The organism is Lipingzhangella rawalii, assembly GCF_031628175.1.
GTDB classification, from domain to species: Bacteria; Actinomycetota; Actinomycetes; order Streptosporangiales; family Streptosporangiaceae; genus Lipingzhangella_A; species Lipingzhangella_A rawalii.
The window spans coordinates 122,911-140,585 of record NZ_JAVLVT010000001.1; the positions used below are offsets into that span (position 1 = coordinate 122,911).

A 17,675-nucleotide genomic window follows, 5' to 3' on the forward strand; every position below is an offset into this window, starting at 1 on the left:
TCGTTGCCGACCTGACGGTTGACGCTACTGGTCGACGTCACCCTTGATGCAGGCCGCGTAGGGGCCGCTGGCCGTGAGGATGTTCAGCGGACCCTCCCAGTTCCACGGGGCCGCGCACAGCTCACTGAGAACGTCACCGTTGATCACCGCGTAGGTGTCGCCGCCGCCGTCGGCGTAGTCGTAATCGTAGGCGCTGGCCGCGGGTGCGAAGGCGAAGGTCCCGGCGAAAGCCAGAGCCGTGACAGCCAGGGTCTTACGGAGCATGAATGGTGTCCTTTCGTGTGCACCAGCACCCGAAGTGCGTGCTGACGTATTGCTCATAGTCCAGTGCTCTATGTAGTTTTGAGGTTTACAGGGCGTGTCCGGATCGGTCACCGGTAGGTGCTCGCTCGCCGGGTGCCCTCTTGTTCCGCCGGAGCGCGGACGCCGCGGCGCGCTGTATGTGCCCCCATGGCGGCCGCGTGCCAGGGCGGGCGGGGGCGTTACTGCTTGACGTCCCCGTCGATGCATGCGGAGTAGGGCCCGGTCAGTGAGGCGATCGTCCCCGGGCCTTCCCAGTTCCAGGGCAGGGCGCACCACTTGCTGGCCACATCCCCGTTGATCACGGCGTAGGTGTCGCCGTCGCCGGCGTGTGCGGCCGGGGCGAGTGCGAAGGTGCTGGCGAAGGCGAGGGCGCCTACCGCGAGGAATTTGCGCATGTCGAGAACTCCTTTTCCGGATGACCCAATGGCCACTACGAAGAGTATCGAAGATATGACTTTATGCAACTAGCACTGCGGTGGCGTGGCGGCGACGCATGAACGACGGGGGTGGTTCGGCCGGAAGTGGTCAGTTTTGTCGGGACCGGGTCCGGGGCCTGTCGACATGACCCCGGACATCCCTAGGCTGGCGCTGCACGAAGGTGGCGAGTACTGAAGAGAGACCCGTATGGCCAGGACACCGGACTGGATGCGCTCCGCCGGTGCGGCGGAGACACCCCCGGAGATCAGAGCGAGAAGCCCGCACCCGGCGCGGGTGTGGGACTACTGGCTTGGCGGCAAGGACAACTTCGCCGCCGACCGTGAGACCGCGGAGTTGCTCCTGGACGTCCTCCCGCAGTGGGGCGATCTCGCCCGGGCCGACCGGGAGTTCCTGATCCGGGTGGTGCGCTTCTTCATGACTGATGCCCGCCTGCACCAGATCGTGGACATCGGCGCGGGCATCCCAACCTCTCCCAACGTCCACGAGGTTGCCCAGGCGATCCGGTCCACGGCCCAGGTGTGTTATGTCGACAACGATCCCCTGGTGCTCGCGCACGCGCGTGCGCTCCTGCGTGGCGGCACCCAGGGGCGTGTGGACTGCGTGCAGGCCGACCTGCGCAGTCCCCGATCCTTGATGGAATCCGCGGGCGTGGATCGTACCCAGCCGGTGGGACTCACCCTCCTCGCGGTGCTGGAGTTCCTACCTGACCAGCAGGAGGCTCGATCCGCCCTACTCCGGCTCACCGAGGCGGTTCCGTCGGGGAGCTACGTGGCCGTGGCCCACCCCCTGCGCAGCCCGGCCATGGACGAGGCATTGCGCCGATGGAACCTCCGCAGCACCGTCCCGGCGCGGGCCCGAACCGAGGCGGAGATCACCGAGCTACTGAGCGGCATGGACATCCTCGAGCCGGGGCTGGTCCCCCTCCCGGAGTGGCGTCCCGCCCCGGACACGCAGTACCGGGGGCGGGACCTGCCCTTCGTCGGCGTCGTGGCCCGCACGCGGTGACGTGGCGGCAGCCCGTGGTCACCATCCTCGTCGGGCCCTCTAAGATTGGCTGCGGTCACCCCCCGACCGTAGGAAGCCCGTATGAGCCAATCGCCACGCTGGATCGACTCCGATCCCGACTTTCCGCCCGAGCTGAACTCCAAAGTGGCGCACCCGGCGCGGGTGTGGGACTACTGGCTCGGTGGAAAGGACAACTTCGCCGCCGATCGGGCGGCCGGTGACCAGTTGTCCGCGGCCATACCGGACTGGATCCCCATCGTCCGCGCCGACCGCGAGTTCCTCGCACGCGTGGTCAGCCACGCGGTCACGTCCGCAGGGATCAGTCACTTCCTCGACATCGGTACGGGCGTTCCCACCGCGAACAACACTCACGAGGTCGCCCAGCGGCTCGATCCGGCCGCACGTGTGGTCTACGTCGACAACGATCCCATCGTTCTGGTGCACGCCCGGGCGTTGCTGACCAGCACCGAGCAGGGCGCGACGGACTATGTCGACGCGGACCTCCGCGACCCCGAACGGATCCTCAACGCGGCCGCACGGACCCTAGATCTGGGGCAGCCGGTACTGGTGACGCTGCTGGGAATCATGGAGTTCATTCCGGACGATGCGGAGGCCCGTTCCATCGTGGAGCGGTTGCTTGGGGATCTGGCTCCCGGCAGCCTGCTCGCCATGACACACCCGCTCACCGGAACCGTGATGGACCAGGCTATGCGCCTGTGGAACGACAGTGGGGCCACGCCGGTGACAGTGCGGTCCCAGTCCGCGGTGCGGGAGCTCTTCGCGGGTGTGGATCTGCTGGACCCCGGGCTCGTCTCGCTGCCCCAGTGGCGACCCACACCGCAGACGGCGCACACCGATCGGGATCTGCCGTTCTACTGCGCCGTGGGCCGCAAGCCGTAAGCAGCCCCGTACGCAGGGCTGCGCCGCCCGACCGGGAACCGGGGAGGGGCTCGTGGCCTGCGGCCCCTAGTGGTGCCCGCATCGGCCAGGACAGGGGAACGGCGGTGGCCGATGCGGGCACGGGTGGTGCCCGTTCTGGCTCAGCGGGCCTCGGTGACGGTCAGGTCCCCGTCGGCGTGGCGGGCGCGTAGCACCTTCTTGTCGAACTTGCCGACGCTGGTCTTGGGAACCTCGTCCAGGAAGGTCCAGTACTCGGGAAGTTGCCACTTGGGAAGGCGGTCGGCGAGGAAGGAACGTAGCTGTGTGGCGTCCACCGACTCGCCCTCGGCGACGACCACCGAGACCAGCGGACGTTCGTCCCATCGCGGGTCGGGGACAGCGATGACCGCGGCTTCGGCGACGGCGGGATGCGCCATGACCTCGTTTTCGATGTCGACCGAGGAGATCCACTCGCCGCCGGACTTGATGACGTCCTTGGCTCTGTCGGTGAGCGTGAGGAAACCGTCCGGGGTCAACGTTCCCACGTCCCCGGTGCGCAGCCAGCCGTCGTGGAACTTGTCCCCGGCCTCCACCTGGTAGTAGCCGCCGGCGATCCAGGGGCCGCGGACCTCAAGTTCGCCGACGCTCGTGCCGTCCCAGGGGACCTGCGCGCCATCGGAGCCGATCAGGCGCGCCTGCACGGAGGCCGGAAGTCGTCCCTGGGTGATGCGGTAGCGCCAGGCCTCGTCGCCGGTGGTGCCCCCGGGGGCATGGGCCACGCTACCCAGAGGGGACGTTTCGGTCATTCCCCAGGCGTGCAGGATCGGGACGTTGTGCCGTTCCTCGAAGGCGCGCATCAGGCTCGGGGGACAGGTGGATCCTCCCACGATCACCTGGCGCAGCGTGGAGATGTCGCGGGGACGGGCGTCCAGCTCGGCGAGGACGCCCTGCCAGATGGTGGGGACCGCCGCCGCCGCGGTTGGCCGTTCTGCCACGGTCATGTCGACCAGCGGTTCGGGTTGCAGGAACCGGTCCGGCATCAACGTCGAACTGCCGATCATCAGGGCTGCGTAGGGCAGGCCCCAGGACATGGCGTGAAACATGGGGACAATCGCCAGGACGTAGTCCGCCTGGGTGAGGCCCATACCGTCAGTCATGGCGACCTGCATGGAGTGCAGCCAGATGGACCGGTGGCTGTAGACCACTCCCTTCGGATCCCCGGTCGTGCCGGAGGTATAGCACATGGCGGCGGCGTCCCGTTCGTCAACAACGGGCCAGTCGAACTCTGTCGGTTGGGAGGACAGAAGGTCGTCGTAGCGGTGCACCTGGACCGCGGCACCGTCGAGGGCGTCTCCCGGATCCCCGCCAGCCACGATGACGTGCTGTACGGTCCGCAGCTGCCCCAGGAGCGGGGCCAGGAGCGGGACCAGGGTCGCGTCGACGATAATGACGTGATCCTCGGCGTGGTTGGCGATGTAGACCAGCTGTTCCGCGGGAAGCCGGATGTTCAGGGTGTGCAGCACCGCGCCCATGGCAGGAACGGCCAGGTACGCCTCCAGGTGCTCCTGGTTGTTCCACTGGAACGTGGCCACCCGCTGGTCCCCGGTCACACCCAAACTCCGCAGGGCGTGCGCCAGCTGCGCCGCGCGCCGCCCGACTTCCGCATAGGTGGTGCGCCGAGGTTCCCCACCGGTCCAGGTGACGACCTGGGCGGCGCCGTGCGTGCTGGTGCCGTAGCGCACGAGGTCGCCGAGGTTCAGTGGGTGATCCTGCATGGTGCTGCGCATAGCCGTGAGCCCTCCTCCAAGTGACGGACATCACGAGATTAGGAGGCGACTGTTCGGTATGGGAAGACCAGAAAAGTTACTGGCGAGTCACAAAAGGTGGTTGCCCGAGCGTTCCGAGGCGCGCTCCTCCGCGGCGGTTGTCGCCCTGGGGCTCGGGCACCCCACCACGTGTGCGCTAATCGGTCAGGGTGTGGTGCGTGAGTTCCCGAACCTCGGACCCCGGACGTGCGGAGGTGGCGGGCGCTCCGGTTGTCCCGGGCAGCGCCGGGTGTTCCCAGTACACCTCGGCCGAACGCCCCCGCAATACCAGGGTCGCCACAGTGTTCTCATAGTGTGGCCCGTCCTCGATACGCCACCGCAGCGCCGGTGCGCCGACCCCGGCCAGGCGAGCCATCAGGGCGGTGCACCAGCCGGTGATTCGTCGCGCCGCAAGCCAGGTAGCCCAGCGCAGCTTGGTCGGCAGGCGGTTCCGCGTCGGGGAGCACACCAGCTGCACGATCGGCGCCACACCGCCCACGGTCTGGCGCGGATAGGCCGTGGCGAGGTAGGAGAAGTGCACATCCCCGCCGAGGAAGAGCACACTGGCCGGAGCCGGGCCACGCTGCCCCGAGGCCAGGTCGAGGACGGCGTCAGACATCCACTGGAAGGAGGCATGGAACGCGGGCCAGTGCTCCAGGTCGAAGGCCTGGCGGAGTCGCTCGCCGGTCCCCCTGAGGCCAGCACCCCACCGTCCCGCGCACACGGCCTCGTTCCACGCCTCGAGGTAGTGCACCCCGGTGGGCAGGAGAAACGGTAGCGAACTCGCCAGGATCAGATGATCGACATCTCCGGTGAGCTGCGCAGCGAGCCAGGCCTCGGTGTCTGGGTCCTGCATCGTGCGGTGGGCGTCGTTGTCGACGATGCGCCCGCATCGGGTGTCCAACATCAGCACCCGACTGTTGGCAATATCGAACCGGTAGCTCCACTGATAGCTTCCCGGTAGCTCGTGCGCCCGCCAGGCGAACTCGTCCACGACTGCCGCCGCGTCACCCTCGGTTCGGTGCACGGAGCTGAGTACCGGGTCGGCGTCACGATCCTTGGCCGACAGATTCCCGAGATGCTGGTACACCCAGTAAGCCCCGAGGCCGGAGGTGATCCGTGACCGCCACCAGGGCTGTTCCGCGATGTTCTGGCGCCAGCTTCCCGAGGTGTTCCAGTCGTCGCGCACGTCGTGGTCGTCGAACAGCATCAGGGTGGGCACGGTGGACAGCAGCCACCGCAGGTCCGGGTCGGACCAGGCCTGCCGGTACAGCTCCGCGTATTCGTCGAAGAAGACCACCTCGTCCGCCGGCGGATCGGCCTGTCGCCGTTCCGGCGTGGCCGCGGCACGGCGCTGCTGGAGGAAGGCCTGCATCCCCTCGGTCACTTCGTCGGCGTAGACCTGGTCGCCAAGCAGGAGCAGCACACTGGGTTCTCCGTAGACGGGCGTGGACGGGGCGCCGTCCACAGACCGCTCACGGGCCAGACGCGCGGCGTAGGAGCGCAGCATGTCCACACCAAGGACCGTGTCCGTCTCGGTGGTGTGGGGCGCCGCGCGATGACACGAACCGAATGCGATCCGGACGGGGGCATCCGGGTCCAGTGTGCGGATCAGGCTTGGTGGATGGACCGCCCCGGGCTGCGGCCACACCTGAGTGTCGTCGAGCAGAACCCGATAGGGCAGGGCGTGCCCCGAGGGGAGCCCGTCCAGGTCGCACAGGGCGAAATGGTGCCCGTGCACGGTGAACGTCTCGGTGCTGGCCCGCCGCTCAGTGTGCCCGTGTCCCGCGATGACCGTCACGGTGCCCGGGGTGTCGGTCTCGACCCACACGGTTGCACTGGACTCCGTCACGTGGCGCAGCATGGGACCAAGCCGTAGTTCGACGCTCACTGGATACGCTCCGTGTCTCGTCCGGGAGTCTCGGGCCGGGGCGGCACAGCGCCCTGATCGACCCTGATCACCACCCCACCTCCCCATTCAATACCGCACGGCCGTGTGGTGGAGCCATTGCGGTTGTGCCGCGTCGGCACGGGAAGGGACCGTGGCACTATGCGAAGCGAAATCATCGACGTGACCACCGGCGGCACGGATGCCGTCGTCGACATCACTCGCCAGTGCACCGAGTTCGTGACGCGTGCGGGGGCTGTCAGCGGCCTGCTGCACGTCTTCGTGCCCCACGCCACCGCAGGTGTGGGCATTCTGGAGCTCGGGGCGGGATCCGATGAGGATCTGTTGGCGGCGCTGGCCGAACTCCTGCCGGCCGACGACCGGTGGCGCCATCGCCACGGCACACCCGGTCACGGTCGCAGCCACGTCCTACCGGCCCTGGTTCCGCCGTATGCCACGGTTCCGGTCGTGGAGGGTCGCCTGGCTCTGGGAACCTGGCAGAGTATTGCCATCGTCGATATCAATGTCGACAATCCGCACCGCAACATACGACTTTCCCTGTTGACGGAGCCAAATAACGGGGCAGGATGAGGGGAGCGGCGTGACAGAGGGGGAACGCGTTGACGCGGACCGCCTCCAGCGTGTGAACTTAGCCTGCAACGGCGGCTATAGGTACGCCGCGGGGAAAGCCCGTATAGGGCGGGCCACCTTGGGTTATGGAGGAGGACTTTCGTGAGCGCGACCGCGGGCCAGGCACAGAGCGAGCACAGCCTGGCCGATCGACTTGGCATCAGGCCGGGTCAGGTGGTGCAGGAGATCGCCGTCGACGATGACGTGGATGAGCAGCTCCGCGCGTCGATCGCCGAGCGGATCGGCGGAGAGCTGGTCGACGAGGACTACGGCGGTATCGTCGACGTCGTTCTGCTGTGGTGGCGTAGCGACGAGGAGGATGACCTCGCCGATGCGTTGGTGGATGTGATGACACCAGTAGAGGCCGGAGGCATCATCTGGGTGTTGACACCCAAGGCCGGTCGGGAGGGGCACGTTCCGCCGACCGATGTCGCCGAGGCGGCCACGACGGCGGGACTGTCCCAAACCAGTGCCATCAGTGCCGGAGCGGACTGGTCAGGGACCAAGCTGATCGTGCCCAAGATGGGGCGTTGAGGCGGGAGAGTCCTCCCACCGGTGGCCGTGTTCCCGTGCGCCGACCCCGGCAGGTGACCCCGAGCGGCGCAGGGGCCCTCTTTCGTGGTGTTCACGGCGCGAACGTTACGCTTGGGGCGCTTCGTCCCGTGTAGGGCGGGCCCGGCGCCGTACCGGATGCCGGTGCGGCCCGGTCACCGTGTTCGCCCAACGTGGGTGGCACGGATTTTCCCCTAGCGAGAGGAATCCCCATTGGCGATTGAGGTTGGCCAGACTGCTCCGGATTTCGAGCTGACCGACCAGCACGGGCAGACCGTGCGCCTGTCGGACTTCCGGGGACGGAAGAACGTTGTGCTCGTCTTCTACCCCCTCGCGTTCTCCGGCGTGTGCAGCAACGAACTGTGCGAGCTGCGCGACGACGTCTCCGAGTTCCAGAACGAGCAGGTCCAGCTGCTGAGCGTGTCGGTGGACTCGATGTTCGCGCATCGCGTGTGGGCCGAACAGGAAGGGTTCGACTATCCGCTCCTCAGCGACTTCTGGCCCCACGGGGCGGTCGCGCAGAGCTACGGTGTTTTCGATGACACCAAGGGCGTTGCCGTGCGCGGAACGTTCCTGATCGACACCGAGGGTACGGTCCGCTGGAAGGTCGTCAATGCCCTGTCGGATGCCCGCGACCTGGACGAGTACCGCAAGGCACTGGCAGAGCTGACGTAACAGCGTGCCGCATGAACGTCCGGGTGGCGGGGGCGACGCCGCACCCGCCACCCGGACATAGAGGCTGCGTGGCCGGGCCGTATCGGTCCGGCCACACCCCAGTTCAGGATATTCCGGCGGGGGTCGGCGCCGTTCCGGATTTCGCCGTGCTCGATGGTGGGGTGGACGGCCGGTGGAACATCTCGACGTCGACTTCCTCGCCGGCCATGGCTGCCGTATCCCAGGGGCCGCTTGCCACCAGCGTGTGCAGCGTCTCGTCTCCGATCCCGCGCAGGTGTTTGCGTAGCGTGGCATCGTCCGGCATTCCGGGCATGCGGGAGGCGAGGCGGTCTCGGATCCCGCGTAGTCGATCCAGGAATGTTTCGAGGTCGCTGTCCCGGTCCGGGGTCGTGTCCTGCGCCGTTGCAATACGTGCGGCGATCGGCTGACTCACACCGTGCTCGTCGGTGTCCACCATCGCCGTGAAGGCCCTGCTCTTGTGTCGGTACTGGAGCATCGACATGGCCGCTTCGTGTCGGACGAAGTCGGCGTCGCGCAGGGGACGCCCACTCCAACTGGTTGCCAGTGCCCGGGACAGGGACACGGCCGAGGCGAAGCCACTGTTGAGTCCACGTCCGGGCCAGAAGTGGATCGCGTTCGCGGCGTCACCGAGGAGAAAGCCGTAGGTGCTCGGTGTGTCCACGGTGGCCGGGAGGAGTTGAGCGGTGAAGCGCGGCCGCTGCACCATTCCCAGCCGGAAGGCGGTGATGGCCGCCAGCTGGTCGTCGGCCACTCCGAACAAACGGAGTCCCTCGCGGACGCGGTCCCACAACGCGGACCCCCGGACCAGCGCGGGCAGAAACAGGGAGCTGTGTGTGGGGCAGTGGAAGTTCTCGTGCTCGTCACGCACCAGGACGCACGGCCGGGAGGCGATACAGTCCTCGAATACCTGCCGCGCGGGGTCGATTCCCACCGCCTCGCGCGCCTCCTGGGCGGTGAGTCGCATGTTCAGGAAACCCTCGCCATGTAGCGAGTTGAGCAGGAAGCGGTTCTGGGCCACGGTCAGCAGTACGGTCATGGGATCGTTCAGGGAAGAGGCCACCCGCAGCCCCAGAACCACGTCCTGGACGTGTTCCCCGTTCAGGGAGTAGATGGACTCCTCGGCCTTGCCGAAGTTCTCCCGGAAGTACTCTCGGGTGGGCGACCGGGCGCCCTCACAGATGGCGAGTACGTGCTCGCCCCCCAGGTCCGCAGCCTGTTCCTGTGGATGGAAACGGCGTGGGACCAGCCGAATGTTCTGGGGGCGGGCGTTGGCGAGCTCCAGTAGGGCGTTCTCCACGTGGGCGATCCGTACGTTGCGAGGACCGTATCCCTCCACGGAGTCGGGGCCGGTCGGCCACATTTCGGAGTAGGTTCCCTTCTGGAAGACGTGTTCCTGGACGTGCTGGGGGAGAGCCCGGAACTGGCGACTCTGGATCGTCACCACCTGCTGGCGGCGTACGTTGCCGTGGCGTTCGTCCTGCCACACCACCCGTGTTCCTTCGTTGACCCAGCGTTCGTCGTAGACCGTGATAGCCACCCGGTCGCCCATCAGGTGTTCCAGGAGGAGCGCGAACCCCAGCCCCACGGGGCCGCCTCCGGAGACGGTGACCCGCAGGACCGGCGCGTTGTCCCGTACGCGTGCCGGCGGGACCTCCACTGCCTCGCGATTGTGGGATTGGACGGGGTGGGCGGTCACGGTCTCGTTCGGGTCCAGGTTCTCGAACCGGAAGGTCTCCTCCCCGACCGTGATCAGATCGCCCGTACGCAGCTGGCATGTCTCGACCGGCTGTCCGTTGACCAGGGTGCCGTTTCGGCTGCCGAGGTCGCTGAGGACATAGTCTTCGCCCTCGCGGGCCACACTGGCGTGGTGGCGCGAGGCTTGGCGGCTGTCGACCACGACCGTGTTGTCACTGCTGCGGCCGAAGGTAATCGGCAGCTCGTCGAGCTGGAATCGCTGTCCGTGGTGATCTCCGTCATTTCCGAGTATCTGCGGCGCCATGATGGGTGTCCTTCGCTGCGTAGGCGGGGTGCCGGGGCGCTGTCCCTCTGTCCGGATACACGGGCGCGCGGTGGCGCGAGTTCACTGCGGCCCACACCGCCGCGGACCGGAGCCAGGGCGAGATCCCGCGGGCTCGGAGCCGTGTGCCCGCGTGTCCACGCATCGGGCCCCACCTCGCTTCTATAAATCTACGATGTAAAGGTGGTGCGAGTGGTGATCCCATCCGGTGCAACCCTCTCCTCAAACCAGGTACGATGACCGAAGCCGCCGACAAACCCACCACTACGGTCCGGCGCACTCTGGGGCGCATAGCTCAGTTGGTCAGAGCATTCGGCTTACAACCGAAAGGTCACTGGTTCGAGTCCAGTTGCGCCCACCCGCATCTACCCTCGTCGGCTTTTCTTTGCCCTCATCCGCTGGGGGTGCCCTCCGGGCTGCCAGTGCGACACCGGCTCCACCCGCCCACGTATGCAGTGCTCTCGTCGGGGTCCGTCCGGTGGCCGTCCTCGGTGTCGGGGTTCGGCCCGGGGCTTTCGGCTTGCTTCTCCCGGTGTCCATCGTCGCGTAGGTGCCGGAGCACCATGTCCGGGGTGGGGGTGGGTGTCGCCGCACCGTGGATTGCCGTGGTCGGCGGGGTCGCGTTGCCTCCGTTCGTCTGGCGCGCGAACGCCGCACTGTCCTCGTTCGGCCAGATGGTGGGTCCGGTGACCTGGCCGCGACGTCGGCCCAGCGCTCCGCGTAGCCGGCTACAGTACATGCAGCCCGGCGGCCAGTGGATGACCCTCGGCGCTGGTCTTTCGGTAGCTCGTTGTGGCGCATCGTCTGCTTGCCGCGCCACGGCACCGTCTACTGTGCTGCGCACAGCATCACCCCTGCGGATGGGATTCCGGCTGCCGGTGAGTCCTGTGCCAGCGAGCCACCTACTGTCAGCCTGGTGAGCGCCTTCCCGGTCCACGTCCGATGTTCCCAGCGCGCTTCCCGGTGGCCTTGGTGCCGCCCTGCGGGGCACGACGTGGTGCGTGGTGTATTACGGACCCGCTCGGATCCGAGGTATAGGGGTCCAGGGTGGGGGCGACACGGGAATCCTGGCCCGCTGGCGTTGGAGGAAGGCTGGCCCTGTCGGCTGATCATCGAAGGGGTGATCACTGGGGAGGAGGGGGCGGAGATGCGGCGTTTGCACAGGTCCGAGGGTGCGCCGATCGCGCCGTCGGCCGCCACCCGGGCGGAGGTGCGGGCGATGGTCACGGAGTACGGGGCCATGTTCCTGGTGCATGCCCCCCGTGGGGATGGGCCTCTGGGGCGCGTTGGGGTCATGGTGGGTGGCGAGTGTGCCCCAGGTCCTGGATCCACACCCCGGCTGGACAGCGCGGCACGCGTCACGGTAAGACATCCCTGCGTGTTCCCACCCACACCCAAGACCACGAAGAGTAGCAATCCAGATACAGACCTTCCTGCGAACCCCCAATACCCAGTCACAAAACCATAACGCGCCCTGAACGGTGCAGGTCATCTGGTGTGCGCCCCACGCGAGTGGGGATGGACCGGGCGGGGGCAGGTAAAATCCGTTACGCGCCCGGTGCGCCCCACGCGAGTGGGGATGGACCGCAATCGCGGCCACCTCATCGTCATCCAGAAACGTGCGCCCCACGCGAGTGGGGATGGACCTGATCGCGTCCCGAATATTCGATACCGCGTGGTGTGCGCCCCACGCGAGTGGGGATGGACCGCTGGCCTACCTGTTGGGCTGGCGCAATCTGAGGTGCGCCCCACGCGAGTGGGGATGGACCGGAGTACTTGACCCGTGGGGAGGCCGCGTGACCGTGCGCCCCACGCGAGTGGGGATGGACCGCTTTGATTTCGATGACTAGGCAAGCGGGTGATGTGCGCCCCACGCGAGTGGGGATGGACCGCCCGGGTCGGGTTTGGTCAGCCAGCACAACACGTGCGCCCCACGCGAGTGGGGATGGACCGGGCACACCACGCACCCCACGAGTAGGGCGACCGGTGCGCCCCACGCGAGTGGGGATGGACCGGAGACCGTGATGGACCATGAGCTTCCCTCCACGTGCGCCCCACGCGAGTGGGGATGGACCGGGCACACCACGCACCCCACGAGTAGGGCGACCGGGTGCGCCCCACGCGAGTGGGGATGGACCGCAGGCGGCGCTCGGCGGCCAGCAGGCGGGAGCGGAACCGAACCGTGTCCCGGCGCACGTCGAGGATGGCACGATCGGTGCCCACGTGCAGCCGGTCACGGTCGTCCGGCGGAGCTGGACACCTCGCCTTCTACCCGGGGCTCCACGCCTATGTCAGGGGAACGAACACTCCTCCCCACCCGTACCGAATGCCCGCTTCGCATCCCCGTGACCGGCTCAAATTCTCCGGGATTACCTCATTATCGGTTACAACCTGCGCATTGTCACTCATAGCGAAATCCTATCGTCTCGGAGTTGCGCCTTTAATTGGACACTCCCGTTCTGGCTGAGTGAGTTACAACCTGCCGTTTGAGCTCCGCGGAGCAAGGTTCTGGATATGCCGTCACGAGCCCGCTAGTGTTCTGCGTGGTTAGTTTGTTGAAGATGTGTGGTGGTGGTTTCGAAGATGTCTTCGGCGGTCTTGGCTTACACGAACGGTTTGGGATCCTCGTTCGAGTCATCGATTCATGCCTGCAATGCCAGTTCGAGTTTTGTGACCGAGGTGTAGGTGCTCGGCCGGATTATCCGGCGGGTGATCTTGGCGAAGAACCGCTCCACCAGGTTCATCCTACTGGAGTAGGTCCTGATGAAATGTAGATGGAATCGGGGGTGGGCCAGCAGCCAGTCGTTGGTGATCGGCGCTGTGTGTGCCGTAGGTGTCCAGAACGAGGTGCACGTCCGACGCGGGGGGAGTGTTTCCCGGTCGATCTGGTTGAGGAACGTGCGGAACTCGATGGCGCGGTGGCGGTGGTGCTGGGCGGCGATCAGTGTGTCCGAGGCCGCGTCCAGTGCGGCGGGCAGGGTGGTCGTGCCGGCACGGGTGTCGTCATGGGTTTGGCGCTCGGGCACGGCCGGCATCATCGGCAGCATCGGGGTCGAGCGGTTGAGTGCCTGGATCTGGGATTTCTCGTCCACACACCATCAGGGCGTGATCGGGAGGGGTGAGGTGGAGCCCGGTGACATCGCGAACCTTCTCAATGAAGAACGGGTCGGTGGACAGCTTCCATGCATCCACCAGGTGCGGCGTGAGCCCGCAGGCGCGCCGGATTCGCGAGACCGCGGTTTGATTCAGTCCGGCCTGGGCGGCCGTCATCCGAATCGACCGTGGCATCGCTGATCGTGCGGGGCTGGCCCGGTCGCTCCTTGTCGGACTGCGCCTGAATCCCGTCATCGATGGAGCGGTTACGCCGCCTACCCACGGTCTGAGGCCACACGCTGAGCTCTGTGGCGCCCTGAGCGTCGGAGTTCCCTTCGGCACGCCGCAGGGTGATCCGCGCACGCTGGGCCATGACCTGCGTAGAGGTTCGCCGCCGCGCGATCTACTCCAGCGTGCGCTGATCCTCATCGCTCACCACCAAGGGCCTCTTACGCCGTCCACGTGCCGCCATACAGGCCGAACATCAATTCCTCATCGCACTAACAACTCAGAACACTAGTGGTGTCGTCGGTGGCTGACGGTGGGGTTCCGCGGCCTACCGCGGGGGGCCACGTCGAATATGCGTCAAAGTTTCATCCCCCTCGGCTCCTGCCGAAGGCGGCATCGATCTGCTCCTTCGCTCGCTCCTCCTCTCCAACAAGGCACTTGGCGTAGACCTTCTTCAGGACCGCCACGCTGTGGCCGGCCCAGCGCGCCACGAGGGTCTCGGAGACCCCAGCGTTGAGCCAGGTGGACACACAGGCGTGCCGCAGGTCGTAGGGACGGCGCGCCAACGGGGCGCGAACCTCGGCGGGAGTCAGTGCCTGACGACGAGCCTGCCGCCAGGCGCGTGGGTAGGTGACCTCAGGCAGAGGCCCGCCACGCACGCCTCGGACGAGGTGCCCCTGATCGTCGACTCCGAATCGTTCCAGGTGTTCCCACAACAGTCGGGTGAGTTCCGGGGGACACGGCACAAGGTGCTCTTCGGTGTCCTCCCGCTGTTCGGAGGCCGCAAGGGCACACTGGCGGGAACCCAGCGGTGATCCGGGGAGTCCTATGCCGTATAGGCCGTCCCGACGAGGGGCTCCAGCGTGCCGCAGAGGTGCTCGTGCTCTAAGGAAGGGAGCGATCGTTGACCGTACTGGGCCGAGTGTCCAGCAGACATCGGATACTCTCCTGGGGCGCCGCAGCTACCACGCTGGTCATGGTCGCTGTTGGCATCTGGTTCTATCAGCGCAGCACTACGCTCGACGACGCGGACTTGCAGGAGATCGCCGGCACCGCCGCGGAGTGGCTCCAGGTGACCCCCTTTCCCGACCGGCGGCCCGGCCCGGTCGCACAGGCCGTCTCGGAAAGCTTGGACCGTGCGACCGCCAGGTTGGACCAACCCGCGGTTGAGGTTCGCACCTCCGCCATGGACCACCACGACGACGGCGCTCTCTCGGGATCCTGGGTTTACCGGATGACTTACGTCTACGAGGTGAGCCAGATCGACCAGGAGGAGCCGGTTGTGTGCATCACCATGAGTGAGGATGGGGAGCGCTACCACGACGGCGACTTCTACTTCGACACCACGATTAACGATTCGAGCTGCACATAACCGTGCCGTGGCCCCGATGACAGGGTGAGGGGTCGACGCTCCACTGCTGGGCTTGTGCGCACTGGTGGTGAAGTCGCGGCCGATCAAATCCGGTTCGCGGCGGCGCGGACCCATAGCCATTCACCGCCGTCAGGGCGCCTGTGGGTGGGGGCCGTGCGCCGGCCCCGCCCCCATGTCCCGTTGGCCGGGGGAGCGCGTTTTCCCGCACGACGGCCAGCGAGATCGGGGGCGGGGCGGACGTCGCCAGGCCAGGCCCAGCCTCGCTCCCAATTCCAAACAGTAGGCCCCAGACCCCTTGACCTGTGGCGCCAGGTCAAGGGGTTAGTGTCGGCCGTGGCCCCCGAAACCCGTGGCGTTGTGCTCCTACCCGCCACGCCGTAGGTAATCGCGGGCGCTCTCGGTGCTGGTTGCTAGTTCGTACTACAGGAGACGCTCGGCCAGTCCCAGTTACCGTTGTGCTGGATCGTGACGCCCCAGTCGTTGCCACTGCCGTCGGGTGTGGCCGTCAGGACCTGGGAACTGGGCCATTCGGCGTTCACGTTCCAGGTGGCGATGATGCTGGCGGGTGACGGGACGTCCATCGTGACAGTCCAGTCGTCGGACCCCGAGACCGAAACGTTGAGGTTGTACCGGTCGTCCCACTGTTGGCCCGCCGACAGGCTTGCGGTGCAGCCGTCACCGCCGTCACCGCCGTCACCGCCGTTGCCTCCGTCGCCGCCGTTACCGCCGCCGTCCGGGCCGGTTTCCACCGTGATGTTCGAGTTGCCGCTGCTCTGGTAGCCCTCGGTTGCCATGATCATGTAGTCGTGGTTGCCCATCTCCATGCCGTGGCTTTGCCAGGCGTCGAAGTGGTTTCCGCTGGTAATGGTTCCACCGGTTCGTGGCGACTGGCGAACACTCCAGTACTGGGGAAAGGTTTGGGTGCCGTCGATGGAGGGGGCGTCGTAGCGCATCGTCTGGTAGATGTCGTATGTGCCGCCGTCGCTGGTCACGGTGCCCATGAATTCGCCGTCTGGGCGATAGGTTCCCCAGTTGTCCACCACGTAGTACTCCACGAGAGGATCCCGGGTCCAGCCGTAGAGCGCGAGATAGGCGTTTCCGGACGGATTGAAGGTTCCGGAGTAGCTCACCGCGCGGTCACCACCGGTGGCCCAGCCCTTGCCGACCACGAAGTTGCCGGTATCGCTCCACGATGTGCCGTAGTTTCCACCGGGGCCCAGATCCATAGAGACGGTGCCTGGGCTGTCGGTCCAGAATGAGTAGAAGTACCCGTCGTGGTTTCCCTGCTGGTTCTCGGTGATGGGCTCGGCGGTGGCGGTGCCGGACAACAGTGCCATGGTTGTACCGACGGCTGCTGTTACCGCGACGGCGCGGCCCAGTGCCTGGCGGGCACGGTTGTGCCATGGGTGCCGGGGCCTGGTGGGGGTGCCGGTCATGTGTGGCCTTCCTTCTCCAAGGAACGTTCCGAAAGCCGGGCAGTCGACTGCGAACCGAACGATGGCGCGTCGGCCAGGGGGATGGCCGTCGCAGCTCGATACGCATCGGTGCACCGGATCGACAGACCGTCGGGGCTGTCGATAGCCACAGTCTTCGCGTTACCGCACTGTAACGTCAATGCTTTCCGTAAAATTTCCGGAAATATGGATAGCGAAGCTTGGGTAGCAGACACGCTGTTTATGCTGGTAATGGCGCTTACGAGGCCTCAAGAGGGAGAGTGGTGCCAGAGAATAGTGTCACCCTAGCGTCAGGTAGCCCGTATAGTCCCCTCATACTTACCGGAAACATTCCGGATAGATGGTCGATGTGGGGACGGGATCCTGGAGGCGGTAGCTGACCTGGGGGAGGAGTGGAGTGTGGTCCGGGTCAACCGGATCCGATGCCCAGCGAGGCCGCCACGTCCGCGCGCAGCTGCGGCAGCATCGCATAGAGCTGGTCACCCGGACAGGTCGTGGTGATCAGATCCCGATGCCCAACGATTGCCTGGGGCTCCAGTGCATAGGTGTCGCACAACCACGCGCAGGTCTCAACCAGAGTGTCGTACAGCTCGGTGGGGGGATCCCCGTCATGGTAGGTCCCCTCGTTCTCGATGCCCACGGTCACCGGGTTGTGGTCCCGCACATGCGCTCCGAGGAGCTGACGGCCGGAACGGATTGCCTCCAGGGACCCATTCCGGCCCTCCATGAGATAACCGCCGCGGCTGATCGTCAGCTGCTGGCCGGTGTCGGACCATCCGTTGTGCTGCATGTGGTGGCGCTGAATCGCCCGGGACAGTTCGAAGGCCCGAGATTGCGACTGGTCGGAGACGTTTGGCGTGGCGGTGTGGTGAACCACGATGTAGCTCGGGGCATCGTCGAGGACCCGGGCCGGCCACTCGGGCTCGCGGGCCTGCCAGTCCGACCGATCGTGGATCCGGGGCGCGGCGGGAGTCACCGCTGGACTGGCGGGATCGGCTTCTGCGGGGGGTGAGCCGGAGCCGCCCAGCAGCACCGCCGCAGCGAGCATCGCACCACCACCGAGGATCTCTCTTCTGCTGGGGTCGGGGGTGGTACGCCTGCGTCGATGCCGTCCCATCTCTCCCTCTAGGTCAGGGGTATCAGCGGTTCGACCTCACCCTATAACGGACATATAACAGGAAGAGCCCAGGAGTTAGTTCATTTCCGCAGCGCACCGGGCCACACTCCGGGGGCATACGGAACGGCCAGCCCCGACCTCCGTGTGCAGCAGCGCCGTGTGGCCGAGGTTTCGGCAGGATCACCGGGGCAGGACGTC

The 17,675-nt window shown here is 66.6% G+C and carries 16 protein-coding genes, 1 tRNA gene and 1 CRISPR repeat array; of the genes, 7 read left to right on the forward strand and 10 right to left on the reverse strand.

Translation table 11 applies throughout. The annotated features are described in order from the left end of the window. Positions 1 to 24: 24 nt before the first annotated feature. Complete coding sequence (locus RIF23_RS00570; RefSeq protein WP_310910293.1) at positions 25 to 264, reverse strand: hypothetical protein; 240 nt, start codon at positions 262 to 264, stop codon at positions 25 to 27. Positions 265 to 482: 218 nt separating this feature from the next. Then, positions 483 to 698 carry a hypothetical protein gene (locus RIF23_RS00575; RefSeq protein ID WP_310910294.1) on the reverse strand — a complete coding sequence of 72 codons (216 nt, stop codon included), beginning with the start codon at positions 696 to 698 and terminating at the stop codon, positions 483 to 485. Between the two features lie 229 nt (positions 699 to 927). Between RIF23_RS00575 and RIF23_RS00580 the strand changes: the two genes are divergently transcribed. Both RIF23_RS00580 and RIF23_RS00585 read left to right on the forward strand, forming a co-directional pair. Then, entirely contained in the window at positions 928 to 1,746 is an 819-nt protein-coding gene (locus RIF23_RS00580) for an SAM-dependent methyltransferase (protein ID WP_310910295.1), read from the forward strand. An 81-nt stretch (positions 1,747 to 1,827) separates the two neighbouring features. Beyond that, positions 1,828 to 2,646: an SAM-dependent methyltransferase gene (locus RIF23_RS00585; RefSeq protein WP_310910296.1), complete on the forward strand. Its 819-nt coding sequence runs from the start codon at positions 1,828 to 1,830 to the stop codon at positions 2,644 to 2,646. A 140-nt stretch (positions 2,647 to 2,786) separates the two neighbouring features. Here the strand turns inward: RIF23_RS00585 and RIF23_RS00590 are convergent, their stop codons facing one another. Together RIF23_RS00590 and RIF23_RS00595 are read right to left on the reverse strand one after the other, a co-directional pair. After that, positions 2,787 to 4,412, reverse strand: coding sequence for a long-chain fatty acid--CoA ligase (locus RIF23_RS00590; protein ID WP_310910297.1), 1,626 nt, complete (start codon positions 4,410 to 4,412; stop codon positions 2,787 to 2,789). A 175-nt stretch (positions 4,413 to 4,587) separates the two neighbouring features. Further along, positions 4,588 to 6,321: an alkaline phosphatase D family protein gene (locus tag RIF23_RS00595; protein ID WP_310910298.1), complete on the reverse strand. Its 1,734-nt coding sequence runs from the start codon at positions 6,319 to 6,321 to the stop codon at positions 4,588 to 4,590. Between the two features lie 159 nt (positions 6,322 to 6,480). Here RIF23_RS00595 and RIF23_RS00600 point away from each other — a divergent pair, with 159 nt between their 5' ends. From RIF23_RS00600 to RIF23_RS00610, 3 genes are all read left to right on the forward strand, one after another. Next, positions 6,481 to 6,909: a secondary thiamine-phosphate synthase enzyme YjbQ gene (locus RIF23_RS00600; RefSeq protein ID WP_310910299.1), complete on the forward strand. Its 429-nt coding sequence runs from the start codon at positions 6,481 to 6,483 to the stop codon at positions 6,907 to 6,909. A gap of 141 nt (positions 6,910 to 7,050) precedes the next feature. Beyond that, positions 7,051 to 7,482, forward strand: coding sequence for a DUF3052 domain-containing protein (locus RIF23_RS00605; protein ID WP_310910300.1), 432 nt, complete (start codon positions 7,051 to 7,053; stop codon positions 7,480 to 7,482). A 231-nt stretch (positions 7,483 to 7,713) separates the two neighbouring features. After that, positions 7,714 to 8,175: a peroxiredoxin gene (locus tag RIF23_RS00610; RefSeq protein WP_310910301.1), complete on the forward strand. Its 462-nt coding sequence runs from the start codon at positions 7,714 to 7,716 to the stop codon at positions 8,173 to 8,175. 103 nt (positions 8,176 to 8,278) lie between these two features. Here RIF23_RS00610 and RIF23_RS00615 read toward each other — a convergent pair whose 3' ends face one another. Next, positions 8,279 to 10,195: an FHA domain-containing protein gene (locus tag RIF23_RS00615; protein ID WP_310910302.1), complete on the reverse strand. Its 1,917-nt coding sequence runs from the start codon at positions 10,193 to 10,195 to the stop codon at positions 8,279 to 8,281. Positions 10,196 to 10,497: 302 nt separating this feature from the next. Here RIF23_RS00615 and RIF23_RS00620 point away from each other — a divergent pair. Continuing rightward, positions 10,498 to 10,571: transfer RNA gene (locus tag RIF23_RS00620), tRNA-Val, on the forward strand. A 33-nt stretch (positions 10,572 to 10,604) separates the two neighbouring features. Here RIF23_RS00620 and RIF23_RS00625 read toward each other — a convergent pair. From RIF23_RS00625 to RIF23_RS00635, 3 genes are all read right to left on the reverse strand, one after another. Continuing rightward, positions 10,605 to 10,952 (reverse strand): hypothetical protein, encoded by a 348-nt coding sequence (locus RIF23_RS00625; protein WP_310910303.1) that lies wholly within the window; start codon positions 10,950 to 10,952, stop codon positions 10,605 to 10,607. 758 nt (positions 10,953 to 11,710) lie between these two features. Continuing rightward, a CRISPR array of direct repeats spans positions 11,711 to 12,352; the repeat unit is 29 nt; unit sequence GTGCGCCCCACGCGAGTGGGGATGGACCG. A 503-nt stretch (positions 12,353 to 12,855) separates the two neighbouring features. Continuing rightward, positions 12,856 to 13,305 (reverse strand): transposase, encoded by a 450-nt coding sequence (locus RIF23_RS00630; RefSeq protein WP_310910304.1) that lies wholly within the window; start codon positions 13,303 to 13,305, stop codon positions 12,856 to 12,858. A 594-nt stretch (positions 13,306 to 13,899) separates the two neighbouring features. Beyond that, positions 13,900 to 14,280, reverse strand: a complete 381-nt coding sequence (locus tag RIF23_RS00635) for a hypothetical protein (protein WP_310910305.1) — start codon at positions 14,278 to 14,280, stop codon at positions 13,900 to 13,902. Between the two features lie 158 nt (positions 14,281 to 14,438). Between RIF23_RS00635 and RIF23_RS00640 the strand changes: the two genes are divergently transcribed. Continuing rightward, positions 14,439 to 14,906 carry a hypothetical protein gene (locus RIF23_RS00640; RefSeq protein WP_310910306.1) on the forward strand — a complete coding sequence of 156 codons (468 nt, stop codon included), beginning with the start codon at positions 14,439 to 14,441 and terminating at the stop codon, positions 14,904 to 14,906. 410 nt (positions 14,907 to 15,316) lie between these two features. Here the strand turns inward: RIF23_RS00640 and RIF23_RS00645 are convergent, their stop codons facing one another. Together RIF23_RS00645 and RIF23_RS00650 are read right to left on the reverse strand one after the other, a co-directional pair. Then, positions 15,317 to 16,342, reverse strand: a complete 1,026-nt coding sequence (locus tag RIF23_RS00645) for a glycoside hydrolase family 11 protein (RefSeq protein WP_310910307.1) — start codon at positions 16,340 to 16,342, stop codon at positions 15,317 to 15,319. A gap of 427 nt (positions 16,343 to 16,769) precedes the next feature. Beyond that, complete coding sequence (locus RIF23_RS00650; RefSeq protein WP_310910308.1) at positions 16,770 to 17,477, reverse strand: peptidoglycan recognition protein family protein; 708 nt, start codon at positions 17,475 to 17,477, stop codon at positions 16,770 to 16,772. Positions 17,478 to 17,675 lie beyond the last annotated feature (198 nt).

Bases quoted from the DNA above. Each gene is read 5' to 3' on its own strand.
- RIF23_RS00570 (WP_310910293.1), bottom strand. From the start codon at position 264: ATGCTCCGTAAGACCCTGGCTGTCACGGCTCTGGCTTTCGCCGGGACC.
- RIF23_RS00575 (WP_310910294.1), bottom strand. From the start codon at position 698: ATGCGCAAATTCCTCGCGGTAGGCGCCCTCGCCTTCGCCAGCACCTTC.
- RIF23_RS00590 (WP_310910297.1), bottom strand. From the start codon at position 4,412: ATGCGCAGCACCATGCAGGATCACCCACTGAACCTCGGCGACCTCGTG.
- RIF23_RS00580 (WP_310910295.1), top strand. From the start codon at position 928: ATGGCCAGGACACCGGACTGGATGCGCTCCGCCGGTGCGGCGGAGACA.
- RIF23_RS00625 (WP_310910303.1), bottom strand. From the start codon at position 10,952: ATGTACTGTAGCCGGCTACGCGGAGCGCTGGGCCGACGTCGCGGCCAG.
- RIF23_RS00645 (WP_310910307.1), bottom strand. From the start codon at position 16,342: ATGACCGGCACCCCCACCAGGCCCCGGCACCCATGGCACAACCGTGCC.
- RIF23_RS00585 (WP_310910296.1), top strand. From the start codon at position 1,828: ATGAGCCAATCGCCACGCTGGATCGACTCCGATCCCGACTTTCCGCCC.
- RIF23_RS00615 (WP_310910302.1), bottom strand. From the start codon at position 10,195: ATGGCGCCGCAGATACTCGGAAATGACGGAGATCACCACGGACAGCGA.
- RIF23_RS00600 (WP_310910299.1), top strand. From the start codon at position 6,481: ATGCGAAGCGAAATCATCGACGTGACCACCGGCGGCACGGATGCCGTC.
- RIF23_RS00650 (WP_310910308.1), bottom strand. From the start codon at position 17,477: ATGGGACGGCATCGACGCAGGCGTACCACCCCCGACCCCAGCAGAAGA.